The sequence below is a fragment of the Bradyrhizobium genosp. SA-3 genome (assembly GCF_004212635.1).
Lineage (GTDB): Bacteria > Pseudomonadota > Alphaproteobacteria > Rhizobiales > Xanthobacteraceae > Bradyrhizobium.
In genome coordinates, this window is the sequence record NZ_PSRT01000197.1 from 1 (window position 1) to 12,688 (window position 12,688).

Sequence of the window (12,688 nt, forward strand, 5' to 3'; positions counted from 1 at the left end):
GGGACTGCCACGGCCTGCCGATCGAGTGGAAGGTCGAGGAAGAGCACTATCGCAAGAAGGGCAAGCAGAAGCCCGACTTCCGCGACTCTGCCGCAATGATCGATTTCCGCAAGGAATGTCGCGCCTATGCCACGCACTGGCTCGGCGTGCAGCGCGAGGAGTTCAAACGTTTGGGGGTGATCGGCGACTGGGATCATCCCTACGCCACCATGAGCTTTCCGGCCGAAGCCCAGATCGCGCGCGAGCTGATGAAGTTCGCCGCCAACGGCACGCTCTATCGCGGCTCCAAGCCTGTGATGTGGAGCGTGGTCGAGAAGACCGCGCTGGCCGAAGCCGAGGTCGAATACGAGGACTACACCTCCGATACGGTGTGGGTGAAATTCCCGGTGACCTCGCCCGCGCACGGCGCGCTCGCCTCCGCAAGCGTCGTGATCTGGACCACGACGCCATGGACGCTGCCGGGTAATCGCGCCATCTCGTTCTCGCCGAAGATCGGCTATGGCCTGTACAAGGTGACGGACGCGCCCGCCGACAATTGGGCCAAGACGGGCGATCTCCTCATCCTCGCCGACGCGCTCGCTGAAGAAGTCTTCAAGCAGGCGCGCGTGACGGCCTATGAGAAGGTCCGCGACGTCCCCGGCGACACCATGGACGCGATCGAATGCGCCCATCCGCTGAAGGGCCTCGCCGGCGGCTACGACTTCATCGTCCCGCTGCTGCCCGGTGATCACGTCACCGATGACACCGGCACCGGCTTCGTGCACACGGCGCCCGGCCATGGCCGCGAGGACTTTGACGCGTGGATGGCGCAGGCGCGCGATCTCGATGCGCGCGGCATAAACACCGCGATCCCCTACACCGTCGATGAGAACGGCGCCTACACCGATCATGCTCCGGGCTTTGCCGGCAAGCGCGTCATCAACGACAAGGGCGAGAAGGGCGACGCCAACGAGGCCGTGATCAAGGCGCTCGTCGAAAGAGGCATGCTGCTCGCGCGTGGTCGGCTCAAGCATCAATATCCGCATTCCTGGCGCTCCAAGAAGCCGGTGATCTTCCGCAACACGCCGCAATGGTTCATCGCGATGGACAAGGACGTTGCCGCTGACGGCAAGACCAAGTCCGGCGACACGCTCCGCGCGCGCGCGCTGCACGCGATCTCGGTGACGCAATGGGTGCCGCCGTCGGGCGAGAACCGCATCAACGGCATGATCGAGGCCCGGCCGGACTGGGTGATCTCGCGCCAGCGCGCCTGGGGCGTGCCGATCGCCGTGTTCGTGCGCGAGAAGGGCGACGGCTCGGCCGAGATCCTCCAGGACGAGGCCGTCAATACGCGCATTGGGGAAGCCTTCGAGCAGGAAGGCGCGGACGCCTGGTATGCGAAGGGAGCGCGCGAGCGCTTCCTCGGGTCCCGCGCGAACGAAGACTGGCAAAAGGTCGACGACATCCTCGACGTCTGGTTCGATTCAGGCTCGACGCACGCGTTCGTGCTGGAAGACCCCGTGCATTTTCCAGGCCTCGCCGGCATCAAGCGCAAGGTCGACGGCGGCACCGACACGGTGATGTATCTCGAAGGCTCGGACCAGCATCGTGGCTGGTTCCACTCATCGCTGCTGGAGAGCTGCGGCACGCGCGGCCGCGCGCCTTACGACATCGTGCTGACCCACGGCTTCACCCAGGCCGAGGACGGCCGCAAGATGTCGAAGTCGCTCGGCAACACCATCGAGCCGCAGGCCGTCATCAAGGAATCCGGGGCCGACATCTTGAGACTCTGGGTTGCGTCCTGCGACTACACCGACGACCAGCGCATCGGCCCCGAGATCCTGAAGAACACCGTCGAGACCTATCGCAAGCTGCGTAACACCGTGCGCTGGATGCTGGGTACGCTGCATCACTACAAGCCGGCCGACGCAATCGCGCCCGCCGAGATGCCGGAACTCGAGCGCTTGATGCTGCACGAGCTCGCGGTGCGCGCCGCCGCGATCGGCAAGGCCTATCGGGAGTTCGACTACAAGACCGTGGTCGCTATCCTGTCCGCCTTCCTCAACAGCGAGCTGTCAGCGTTCTATTTCGACATCCGCAAGGACACGCTGTATTGCGATCCACCCTCTTCGCTGACGCGCAAGGCGGCGCTGACCACCATCGACCTGTTGTGCGCCTCGATCCTGAAATGGCTGGCGCCGATCCTCAGCTTCACCGCGGAGGAAGCCTGGCGCATGTACCGGCCCGACGCCGAGCCGTCCGTGCATCTGACGCTGTTTCCGAACGATCTCGAAAGCTTGCGGGACGACAAGCTCGCGGCGAGGTGGGAGACGATCCGCAACGTGCGCCGCGTCGTTACCGGCGCGCTCGAGCTCGAACGCGCCGCCAAGAACATCGGCTCGTCGCTGGAGGCCTCGCCGGTGATCTATGTCGCCGACCGGGCCATGCTGGCGACGTTGTTCGACGTCGATCTCGCCGAAGTTTGCATCACCTCGAACTACGAGGTGCGTGAGGGCGAGGCGCCGGCTTCCGCGTTCCGTCTCGATGCCGTGCCAGGCGTCGCGGTCGTGGTGGAGAAGGCGGTCGGCACCAAATGCGCCCGCTCCTGGAAGATCTCACCGACGGTGGGCGAAGACCCCGAATACCCCGACGTCACCCCGCGCGACGCTCAGGCGCTGCGCGAATGGAAGGCGCTGGGGGTGGGGGTCTGATCCCCGGCATGACCCCGCTCCGCGCCGGCATCATCTCCGCCCTGGTCACACTCGTCCTCGACCAGGCCTCCAAACTTTGGCTGTTGAATGTGCTCGACCTCGCTCATCGCGACGTGGTGCGGGTGACACCATTCTTCGACCTGGTTCTGGCGTGGAACATCGGCATCAGCTTCGGCTGGCTCCAGAACGACGGCCAGGCGGCGCAGCTCGCGCTGATGGCCGTCAAAGCTATCGCGGTGGTCGCGCTGGCGATCTGGATGGCCCGCTCCCACACCCTCCTCGCGACCATCGCGCTAGGCTTGATCATCGGGGGCGCCATCGGCAATGGCATCGACCGCCTGGCCTATGGTGCGGTGGTGGATTTCGCCCTGTTTCACATCGAAATCGGCGGACATACCTATAATTGGTACGTGTTTAACCTCGCCGACGTGGCCATCGTTGCTGGGGTGGCGGCGCTATTGTATGATTCCTTCCTGGGGGTACCCGCCGCAAAAGCGCCCTGATCCCGGCCGATACGACCGGCAGGTGGAACCCGCTTTTGCAAGGGTCAAGCCGCGTGCGAGCGGCAAACTGCCACAATTTGGAACAGGTATGGTGATGCGCAGCTCGAAGACCAGCGGTTCAATGGTTCGAGACCCCAAATGGGGGTTCTGGCGGGCATTGAAATTGTCCGCTGTCGCGCTCGGCATCGGTCTCGTCATGTCGACCGGCGCCGCCCGCGCCGGTGACGACGACGAGGAAGACGACATGACCTTCGAAGAGAAGCTCATCGACAATCTGATGTCCGGCCTCGGCGCCAAGAGCATGGAGAAGCCCGGCATCGAGTACCGCGAGCGTTCGCCGCTGGTCGTGCCGCCGAAGCTCGACCTGCCGCCGCCGGCCGCTACCCAGGCCACGAATGCGCCGAACTGGCCGAAGGACCCCGACGAGAAGCGCCGCAAGGAAGCGATTGCCGCGCGCAAGAAAGCCACCAAGGCGACGGAGAACTGGCAGGCCGCCCGGCCCCTGACCCCCGCTGAGATGAAAGCGGGTGAGGTCGCCGCGGCCCCCCGCACCAGCAATGATCCCATACAGCCGGGTGCCAACGGCAACCCGTCGCTCAGCCCCGCCGAGCTCGGATACACCGGTGGTCTGTGGAACATGATGAAGGGCGGCAACAGCTCCGAAGAAAAGAAATTCGTTAGCGAGCCGCCGCGTCAATCGCTGGTCGAGCCCCCGCCTGGCTATCAGACGCCGTCGCCGAACTACGCCTATGGCGCCGGGCCTGACAAGTCGCGACGGACCTATTTCGACATCATGTCCGGCAAGGAGAAGGAACAATAACGTTCCTGTCGCGCCGCGACATCCTGACAGAACCGCACCCTGCGCCGGCGGCTCGTGCACGCCGGACGCGGTTCCTAAATTGCTTATCAGTAACTTGCCTCCGCGTTGAGTTCTCTGCTTCGTGACGCGAAGCCTCAGCCGCACGGTGTACCATGCCGTGCTTCCGAGCCGGACATCCGGATCTCGGCCTTTCACTAGGGATCATGATGTCCTCTTACCGATCGGCTGCCTGCCTCCTTGCCGCGCTGCTTTCGACGATTGTCCTGACGGCCGGCGCGTCCCTCGCCCAGACCACGGTAACATCGACCCCGCCCGCCAGCTTCACGCTCAGCAACGGCATGCAGGTCGTGGTGATCCCGGATCACCGCACGCCCGTGGTCACGGAGATGATCTGGTACAAGGTCGGCTCGGCCGACGAGACGCCGGGCAAATCCGGCCTCGCCCACTTCCTCGAACACCTGATGTTCAAGGGCACCTCGAAGCATCCGGTCGGCGAATTCTCGCAGACCGTGCTCCGCGTCGGCGGCAACGAGAACGCCTCGACCTCGGTCGACTACACCAATTACTACCAGCGCGTTCCACGCGAGCAGTTGCCGACCATGATGGAGTTCGAGGCTGATCGCATGACCGGCCTCATCCTCAAGGACGAGAACGTGCTGCCCGAGCGCGACGTCGTGCTCGAAGAGTACAACATGCGCGTCGCCAACAATCCGGACGCGCGGCTGAACGAGCAGATCATGGCCGCGCTCTATCTCAACCATCCCTACGGCCGGCCGGTGATCGGCTGGCACCAGGAGATCGAGAAGCTCGATCGCGAGGATGCGCTCGCCTTCTACCGCCGCTTCTACGCGCCGAACAACGCGATCCTGGTGATCGCCGGCGACGTCGACGCCGCTGAAATCCGCCCGCTGGTCGAGCGCAATTTCGGCTCCATACCGGCGCAGCCCGCCATCCCGGCGCGGCGCATTCGTCCGCAGGAGCCGGAGCCGGCCGCACCGCGCACCGTCACGCTGGCCGACCCGCGGGTCGAGCAGCCGAACATGCGGCGCTATTATCTCGTGCCCTCGGCGACCACGGCTGCGGCCGGCGAGAGCGCGGCCCTCGACGTGCTCGCGCAGCTGATGGGCAGCGGCAGCAATTCCTATCTCTACCGCGCCCTCGTCGTCGACAAGCCGCTCGCGGTCTCCGCCAACGCCAGCTATTCGAGCATCTCGCTCGACCCGACCCAGTTCGCGATCTCGGCCGCACCGAAACCCGGCGTCAGCTTCGCAGAGGTCGAGCAGGCGGTCGACGGCGTCACAGCCAATGTCGCGCAGAACCCGATCCGCGCCGAGGATCTGGAGCGGGTCAAGACCCAGCTGATTGCGGAAGCGATCTACGCCCAGGACAACCAGGCGGTGCTGGCGCGTTGGTATGGCGGCGCGCTGACCACGGGCCTGTCGATCGAGGACATCAGGAGCTGGCCCGACCGCATCCGCGCGGTCACCGCCGAGCAGGTTCGCGCCGTTGCGCAGAAATGGCTCGAGAAGAAGCGCTCGGTGACGGGCTATCTGATCAAGGACACCGCCGCCGCCAAACGCGAGGAGAAGCGTTCGTGACCTATCCCTTCCTTCGCGCGCGTCACTTCGCGCTGTCCTTCGTTACCGGCGCGGCCCTCGCACTGTCTGCGATCTCGCCGTCGCATGCAGCCGCAAAGATCCAGCACCTGACCTCGCCGGGCGGCATCGAAGCCTGGTTCGTGCAGGACGCAACGGTGCCGCTGATCGCCATGGAGTATTCCTTCGCCGGCGGCTCGGCCCAGGATCCCAAGGACAAGTCGGGCGTCGCCAACCTCGTCGGCGACCTCCTCGACGAAGGCTCCGGCGATCTCGACTCCAAGACCTTCCATGAACGGCTCGACCGCCGCGCCATCGAGCTCTCCTTCAACGCCACCCGCGATACCTTCCGCGGCAGCCTGCGCATGTTGCGCGACAACAAGGACGAGGCCTTCGATCTGCTCAGGATGGCGCTGACCTCGCCGCATTTCGATACGGCCGATGTCGAGCGCATCCGCTCGCAGGTCATCTCGGGGCTGCGCCGCGAGACCACCAATCCGACATCGCTGGCGAGCCGCAAGTTCCTCGAGGTCGCCTTCGGCGATCACCCGTACGGCCGGCAGACCAACGGTAATCTCGACAGCGTGCCGACCATCACGGTCGCCGACTTGAAGGATTATGTCGGCCGCGTGCTCGCCAAGGATGGGCTGAAGATCGCGGTCGTCGGCGACGTCGATCCGGCCACGCTCGGCAAGCTGCTCGACCACACCTTTGGTAGCCTCCCCGCCAAGGCCAACCTCACGCCGGTCCCCGACGTCGAAGCCGCAAAGCCGCCGCAACGCGCCTTCGTAACGCTCGACGTGCCGCAGACCGTGATCACCTTCGGCGGCCCCGGCGTGAAGCGCAGCGATCCCAACTTCATGGCCGCCTACGTCGTCAACCACATCCTCGGCGGCGGTGGATTGTCCTCCCGGCTCTATCGCGAGGTCCGCGAGAAGCGCGGGCTGGCCTATTCCGTGTACGAATCGCTGCTCTGGATGGAGCATTCGGCGCTCTTCATCGGCAATACCGGCACGCGCGCCGACCGCGCCGGCGACACCATCGACGCCATCGAGAAGGAGGTCCGCCGCATCGCCGAGGAGGGCCCGACACAGAAGGAGCTCGATGAGGCCAAATCCTACCTCAAGGGTTCGCAGATGCTTGCGCTCGACACCTCCTCCAAGCTGGCGCAGGCGCTGTTGCAGTATCAGCAGGACAAGCTGCCGATCGACTATATCGAGAAGCGCAACGCCATCGTCGATGCGGTGACGCTGGACGACGCCAAGGCCGCCGCGAAGCGCCTGTGGGGCCAGGGCCTCCTCACTGTCGTCATCGGCCGCGCCCCGCAGGCCGCTGCGCAGCCGGCGGCGGTACCGGCGACGAAGTCGAACTGATCGGATAAAACGTCTTCTGAAATGGCCGCTCGCTGTCTCCGCCTTTGGCTTCGCCCGCCCAGCACTCAAAGCCCGGCGAAGCCATAGCCGGGTCCCGGCCATTTGCGTTTCCACGATGCACCATTGCCGAATGTAGACGTTCGCGATATGTCCGGACATCACGAATGGTGCCATTATGCTGCGGATATCCCGCGATCTCGTCATCGACGAGGACGACATCGAGATCGGCTTTGTCCGCGCCTCTGGGCCTGGCGGACAGAACGTCAACAAGGTCGCGACTTCAGCGCAACTGCGCTTCGACACACGCAAGCTGACCCTACCGGAGGATGCCGCCATCCGGCTTGCCCGCATCGCCGGACAGCGCATGACGAAGGACGGTGTGATCGTGATCCACGCCCAGCGCTTCCGCACCCAGGAGCGCAACCGGCAGGATGCCATCGACCGGCTGGTCGAGATGCTGCGCGAGGCGATGGTGCGCCCGATCCCACGGCGCGCGACACGGCCGACCTTCGCGTCCAAGCAGCGCCGGCTCGAAGGCAAGAAGCGGCGTAGCGACATCAAGGCGAAGCGCGGGCGCGGTTTCGACGATTAAAGTATGATCCGGAAAGGCAGGCTTCCGATAAGATCATGCTCAAACAATTCGATTCATCCCAATCGCATCGTGCTTGAGGCACGGAAAAAGATCTCCGGCCGCAGGGCGACCGGAGATTTGCCGTTGCAAGGATAGTCGTCAGTAGCGCTTGCCGGTCGCAGCACCGCCCGTCGCCGCATCATCGGCCGTGCCCTTGTGTGTCGCGCTGCCAGTGGTTCCGGCGGTACCCTTACCCTTGGTCGACTTCGTGCCGACCTTCTCGCCGGCAGCCCCCTGCTGCGCGCCGACATCATCATCCTCGCTGCCTACCGTGCCGCCCTGCATGGGTTTGCTTTGCACGGTGCCTCCGGGCTTGACGCCGGATGACGTACCTTGCGCGAGAACAGGCGTCGCAATGAGGGCCGAAAGAGCGCATGCGATTGCAGAGGTCTTCACCAACTTCATCCATTTCTCCTGGATTTTTTCGCGATGAACGGCACGGCGGCATCCCTGCGCCGCTCGCCTGCACCGGACCAGTTCATCGCAAAGAGAGTTTGAACGGCGCTGTTGTGATGCAACCTGCGTCGTGTGGTCATCGTTTAGGGATTTCTGGGCGGTTTCGCGGAATTGTGCTCCTCATATGCGGCAGCGCGGAACACGCGCCAAGCGCGAGCCCCCGCTTGCAGCGAAACAGCCCGCTACTACCACCGCATCTCTGACGCCGCCTAGAGTTTGCGCACGCTGACTTCGAGGTGGATGGGGCGAGCTCTTGGCGATGCGCGCAGTCATGCTGGGATTGTGCACCGCGATGGTGCTGATGATGCGGGTTGCCGACGCGCAGATGCCCTTGCCGGCGGCAAGACCGCTGGATGGCGCGACACTCTTCAAACAGCAATGCGCGGTGTGCCACACCACCAGCCTGTCGGAGCCGATGCGGCAGGGTCCGCCTCTGGTCAAGATCGTGGGCCGGCCCGCCGGCAAGCTCGATGGCTTTCGCTACTCGGAGAATCTCGCGAAGGCCGACTTCGCCTGGGACGAGGCAAAGCTCGACGCCTGGCTGGCCAATCCTCAAGCGGTCGTTCCCGGCGTGGTCATGGCCTACCGGCAGGCAAAGCCGGAGACGCGCGCTGCCATCATCACTTATCTCAAGGAGCAGAACTGAATGGCAAAGCCCGTCCATTCCATGATCCGCGTGCGCGATGAAGCGCGATCACTCGACTTCTACAGACGCGCTTTCGGCTTAGAGGTCGCCAACCATCTGAAATTCGCGGATTTCGCGCTGATTTATCTGCGTCACCCCTCCTCACCTTTCGAGCTCGAGCTGACGGTGAATTTCGATCGCAAGGAGCCGTACCAGCTCGGCGACGGCTACGGCCATCTCGCCGTCGTGGTCGAAGACCTCGACGCCGAACATGCCCGCTTCGAGCGCGAGCAGCTCGCGCCGGGCCCCTTACGCGACTTCAAGCACGAGGGCAGGACACTGGCGCGCTTCTTCTTCGTCAACGATCCCGATGGCTACAAGATCGAGGTGATCCAGCGGGGCGGCCGTTTCAATTGACCAAATCACGATAATCCAAATCACAAGAATTGAAGGAGGACATGCCATGAGAGAAGTCGACCGTCGAAGCAAGCACAGCCGCCGCGTCTTTCTCAAGGGCGCGGCAACCGCCGTACCGGTCGCGGCCGTCGCGACCAGCATCGGTGTCAGCATCGACAATGCCTGGGCGGATGAAGCGAATGCGCTGTCGCCTGCGACAATGAAGACATTGCTGAAGGTCGCGCGCGACATCTATCCGCACGATGTGCTCGGCGACAGCTACTATGTCACCGCGATCAAGCCATGGGACGGCAAGGCGGCGAAGGATCCTGCTATCAAGGCGCTGATCAGCGACGGCATCACGCGGCTCGACCAGAACGCGCGCGATCGCCACAAGGTGGCTTACGCCGAGGTGCCCTGGGAAGCCGACCGCGTGGTGCTGCTGAAGGAGATCGAGCAGAGCGACTTCTTCCAGAAGGTGCGCGGCGACCTCGTCGTCTCGCTCTACAACCAGAAAGAGGTCTGGCCGCGGTTCGGCTACGAGGGCTCCTCGGCCGAGCATGGCGGCTACATCAACCGCGGCTTTGCCGACATCGACTGGCTGCCGAAGGCTTAACGTCACCCAACGGTTCAGGAGAACGCATATGGTAAAATTCGATCTGAACGACTCCAGCGTTGTGGTGATCGTCGGCTCCGGCGCCGGCGGCGGCACGCTGGGCAACGAGCTCGCGCAGAAAGGCGTCAAGGTCGTCATTCTCGAGGCGGGTCCCCGCATCGAGAACCACGACTTCATCAACGACGAATGGGAGAGCTTCTCGCAGCTCGCCTGGACCGATGCGCGCACCACGTCAGGCACATGGCGCGTCGCCAAGGATTTTTCGGGTCTGCCCGCCTGGATCGTCAAGGCGGTCGGCGGCTCCACCGTGCATTGGGCCGGCGCCTCGTTGCGTTTCGACGAGCACGAGTTCAAGGTGAAGAGCACCTACGGCAACATTCCCGGCGCGAATCTCCTGGACTGGCCGGTCACGCTCGCGGAGATGGAGCCGTGGTACGCCAAGGCCGAGAACAAGATGGGCGTGACCCGCACCAACGGCATTCCCGGGCTTCCCGGCAACAATAACTTCAAGGTGCTGGAGGCCGGCGCGAAGAAGCTCGGCTACAAGACGGTGCACACCGGCAACATGGCGATCAACAGCCAGCCGCGCGACGGGCGCGGCTCGTGTCAGCAGATCGGCTTCTGCTTCCAGGGCTGCAAATCCGGCGCGAAATGGTCGACGCTCTACACCGAGATCCCGAAGGGCGAGGCAACCGGCAATCTCGACGTCCGCCCCGGCAGCATGGTGGTCAAGATCGAGCACGATGCGAGCGGCAAGGTGACCGGCGTCGTTTACGCCGACGAAAATGGCGCAATGCAGCGCCAGAAGGCGCGCATCGTCGCGGTGGCCGGCAATTCGATCGAAAGCCCGCGGTTGCTGCTCAACAGCGCCTCGACCATGTTCCCCGATGGTCTCGCCAATTCGAGCGGCCAGGTCGGCCGCAACTACATGCGCCACATGACCGGCAGCGTCTACGCCGTGTTCGAAAAGTCGGTACACATGTATCGCGGCACCACCATGGCCGGCATCATCCGTGATGAAGCCGCCAACAATCCGACGCGCGGATTCGTCGGCGGCTATGAGATGGAGACGCTGTCGATCGGTCTGCCCTTCATGGCGGCGTTCCTCAATCCCGGCGCCTGGGGCCGCCCGTTCACCTCAGCACTCGACGGCTATCCGCGGATGGCCGGCATGTGGCTGGTCGGCGAAGACATGCCGCAGGAAACCAATCGCATCACGCTCGACCCTGTCGTGAAGGACAAGTTCGGACAGCCGGTCGCGAGCGTGCATTTCGACGATCATCCTAACGACATCGCAATGCGCGCACATGCTTACAAGCAGGGCGCTGCGGTCTACGACGCCGTCGGCGCCACCGTGACCTATCCGACGCCGCCCTATCCGAGCACGCACAATCTTGGCACGAACCGGATGAGCGAGAAACCGCGAGACGGCGTGGTCAACAAGTTCGGTCAGAGCCACGACATCAAGAACCTGTTCGTCTCCGACGGCAGCCAGTTCACCAGCGGCGCGGCCTGCAACCCGACGCTGACCATCGTCGCGCTGGCCATCCGGCAGGCCGACTACATTGCGGGGGCGATGCAGAAGAAGGAGATTTGAGGCTCACATCGTCATCGCGCTCGCGATGGCGACGTTGAGGAAGGATGTTCATCCACTCAAGGTGTCGTCCCGGCGAAGGCCGGGACCCATACCGCGTGAACTATCGATTGCGGAAGGTAGGAGTACCGAACAACCAATCTCCGTCAAACTGAGCCTCGTGGTTATGGGTCCCGGCCTTCGCCGGGACGACATTATGGATACATGCTCGGCTTGCTCGCGCTATTCCGCCGCGTCGAGAATCGGCGTCACCGTGCCCTTGAACTCCAGCACCGGCGCCATGCTCCGGGAGCGGTAGATCAAACACGAGCAGCGCAGCAGCGAGGCGAAATTGTTGACTTCGCCATGATGGTCGAGCACCTCGTTGTAGAGCGTCGTCAGGAACTTGCCGAGGCTCATGCTCTCCTTGGCCGCGATCTCCTCCAGCGTGTCCCAGAACGCCATCTCCAGCCGGATCGAGGTGCAGTGCCCGCCGATCCTTAACGAACGGGTTTGGGATTCGTAGTCGCGTTGGGGCTGGTGCGCGAAGAGATGGCACATGGCGTCCTCCCGTCCTGTTGCCATTTTTTCACGATGCTACACCGCTCCCCGCCACCTCACAATCAGGACGGTGGCCGGAGACGCGTCCATCCCGGTTGCGGAATTTTCTCGAACGCCCAATGTCTTCAATGTGATAGTGAGCCCTCTTCCCCAGCCCGCCACTCCGGTGTTGCCCAGCCCATGCTTTTGACGCAACACGGCCTAGAATAGCGTCGTCTGCGAATCCCCGTTCGAGCCCCAAGATCGAGTTCATGCCCGTCCGCCAGCTTCCAGAGCAAGTCGTCAACCGCATCGCCGCCGGCGAAGTGGTCGAACGCCCGGCGAGCGTGGTCAAGGAACTCGTCGAGAATGCGATCGATGCCGGCGCGAGCCGCATCGACGTCTTCACCGACGGTGGCGGGCGCCGGCGTATCGGCATCACCGATGACGGCGGCGGCATGACTGCAAAGGATCTCGCGCTCGCAGTCGAGCGCCACGCCACGTCCAAGCTCGACGACGAGGACCTGCTCCAGATCCGCACCCTCGGCTTCCGCGGCGAGGCGCTGCCCTCGATCGGGTCGGTCGCGCGCCTCTCCATTACGACGCGGCACGCCAGCGAGCCGCACGCCTGGGCGCTCACGGTCGAGGGCGGCGAGAAGTCCGAGATCATGCCAGCGGCGCTGGCGCATGGCACGCGGGTCGAGGTCAACGATCTCTTCTATGCAACACCGGCGCGGCTGAAGTTTCTGAAGACCGACCGCACCGAGGCGGAAGCCATTCGCGAAGTGGTCCGGCGCCTCGCGATGGCGCGGCCCGATATCGCCTTCACGCTCGCGGGCGAAGAGCGCGCGCCGGTGACCTGGGCCGCGG

General features: G+C 64.2%; 13 protein-coding genes. 11 read left to right on the forward strand and 2 right to left on the reverse strand.

Annotated features, from left to right (window positions below):
- The 6 genes from ileS to arfB form a co-directional block, all read left to right on the forward strand.
- Positions 1 to 2,690 (forward strand): isoleucine--tRNA ligase (ileS, locus tag CWO91_RS38800; RefSeq protein WP_130220659.1); only part of this gene is annotated, 2,690 nt, incomplete at its 5' end.
- Between the two features lie 8 nt (positions 2,691 to 2,698).
- Complete coding sequence (lspA, locus tag CWO91_RS38805) at positions 2,699 to 3,193, forward strand: signal peptidase II (RefSeq protein ID WP_130220660.1); 495 nt, start codon at positions 2,699 to 2,701, stop codon at positions 3,191 to 3,193.
- Positions 3,194 to 3,287: 94 nt separating this feature from the next.
- Positions 3,288 to 4,013 (forward strand): hypothetical protein, encoded by a 726-nt coding sequence (locus tag CWO91_RS38810; protein WP_165406011.1) that lies wholly within the window; start codon positions 3,288 to 3,290, stop codon positions 4,011 to 4,013.
- 203 nt (positions 4,014 to 4,216) lie between these two features.
- Positions 4,217 to 5,611, forward strand: a complete 1,395-nt coding sequence (locus CWO91_RS38815) for a M16 family metallopeptidase (RefSeq protein ID WP_208753126.1) — start codon at positions 4,217 to 4,219, stop codon at positions 5,609 to 5,611.
- The gene (locus CWO91_RS38820) at positions 5,608 to 6,981 is read left to right on the forward strand and encodes a M16 family metallopeptidase (protein WP_165406010.1); all 1,374 of its coding nucleotides are present in this window, start codon (positions 5,608 to 5,610) and stop codon (positions 6,979 to 6,981) included. Before CWO91_RS38815 ends, CWO91_RS38820 begins: the two co-directional genes overlap by 4 nt.
- A 175-nt stretch (positions 6,982 to 7,156) precedes the next feature.
- Positions 7,157 to 7,573, forward strand: coding sequence for an alternative ribosome rescue aminoacyl-tRNA hydrolase ArfB (gene arfB, locus CWO91_RS38825; protein ID WP_091886828.1), 417 nt, complete (start codon positions 7,157 to 7,159; stop codon positions 7,571 to 7,573).
- Positions 7,574 to 7,711: 138 nt separating this feature from the next.
- Here the strand turns inward: arfB and CWO91_RS38830 are convergent, their stop codons facing one another.
- The gene (locus CWO91_RS38830; protein ID WP_130220663.1) at positions 7,712 to 8,017 is read right to left on the reverse strand and encodes a hypothetical protein; all 306 of its coding nucleotides are present in this window, start codon (positions 8,015 to 8,017) and stop codon (positions 7,712 to 7,714) included.
- Between the two features lie 310 nt (positions 8,018 to 8,327).
- Between CWO91_RS38830 and CWO91_RS38835 the strand changes: the two genes are divergently transcribed.
- Genes CWO91_RS38835 through CWO91_RS38850 form a run of 4 tightly spaced genes read left to right on the forward strand, consistent with a single transcriptional unit; the run spans position 8,328 to position 11,302 of the window.
- Positions 8,328 to 8,714: a c-type cytochrome gene (locus tag CWO91_RS38835; protein WP_130220664.1), complete on the forward strand. Its 387-nt coding sequence runs from the start codon at positions 8,328 to 8,330 to the stop codon at positions 8,712 to 8,714.
- Positions 8,715 to 9,110 carry a VOC family protein gene (locus tag CWO91_RS38840; RefSeq protein ID WP_130220665.1) on the forward strand — a complete coding sequence of 132 codons (396 nt, stop codon included), beginning with the start codon at positions 8,715 to 8,717 and terminating at the stop codon, positions 9,108 to 9,110.
- Between the two features lie 46 nt (positions 9,111 to 9,156).
- Positions 9,157 to 9,705 carry a gluconate 2-dehydrogenase subunit 3 family protein gene (locus CWO91_RS38845; RefSeq protein ID WP_130220666.1) on the forward strand — a complete coding sequence of 183 codons (549 nt, stop codon included), beginning with the start codon at positions 9,157 to 9,159 and terminating at the stop codon, positions 9,703 to 9,705.
- Between the two features lie 28 nt (positions 9,706 to 9,733).
- On the forward strand, positions 9,734 to 11,302 hold the full coding sequence (locus tag CWO91_RS38850; RefSeq protein WP_130220667.1) for a GMC family oxidoreductase: 1,569 nt from the start codon (positions 9,734 to 9,736) through the stop codon (positions 11,300 to 11,302).
- 219 nt (positions 11,303 to 11,521) lie between these two features.
- Here the strand turns inward: CWO91_RS38850 and CWO91_RS38855 are convergent, their stop codons facing one another.
- Complete coding sequence (locus CWO91_RS38855; protein ID WP_130220668.1) at positions 11,522 to 11,839, reverse strand: ribbon-helix-helix domain-containing protein; 318 nt, start codon at positions 11,837 to 11,839, stop codon at positions 11,522 to 11,524.
- A gap of 251 nt (positions 11,840 to 12,090) precedes the next feature.
- On the opposite strand from CWO91_RS38855, the gene mutL reads away from it, so the two are divergent.
- A partial coding sequence (mutL, locus tag CWO91_RS38860; RefSeq protein ID WP_208753127.1) for a DNA mismatch repair endonuclease MutL occupies positions 12,091 to 12,688 on the forward strand: 598 nt, incomplete at its 3' end.